This window comes from Alcanivorax sp. 1008 (assembly GCF_020667895.1).
GTDB lineage: Bacteria > Pseudomonadota > Gammaproteobacteria > Pseudomonadales > Alcanivoracaceae > PGZG01.
In genome coordinates this window covers 1-404 of sequence record NZ_JAFMPS010000098.1, presented here as the reverse complement: position 1 = coordinate 404, position 404 = coordinate 1, and the positions used below count along the sequence as shown (strand labels likewise).

Annotated in this window: 1 protein-coding gene; it reads right to left on the bottom strand. The window is 32.4% G+C overall.

Features of this window, described 5'->3' with window-relative positions:
* On the bottom strand, positions 1 to 404 hold a 404-nt coding region (locus J1C54_RS16445; RefSeq protein ID WP_229150055.1), incomplete at both ends, for a metallophosphoesterase.

The window sequence follows — 404 nt, the reverse complement described above, 5'->3', positions numbered from 1 at the left end:
CCTTTAATAAAACACCTGGGTGAATATGACCTGAAAAAGTAAAATTCTTCGTTGTCTTACCACTTGGATCGTGAACAAATATAAATGGATCAATAATTAGCGTGGATTCAACATGAATGTTCAATTCATCCATTAATCGCTGAGATTGTCTATCGTGATTACCCTTAACAAGAACCAAACTTAAGTCATCAAATTGCATTAACCAAGTTTTAAATGTATCCATATCACTGTTGGTTTCAGCATGAAATAAATCTCCAACAATTATTAATCTCCTAGTATTAAAATGATTTATAAGCTCCTTTAAACGTCTTAAATCCTTTTGTAGAATGTCATCTGGCATTGGAATACCATGCCGTCTAAAATGAGCTGTTTTACCTATATGAAGATCTGATAGAATAAGTGCA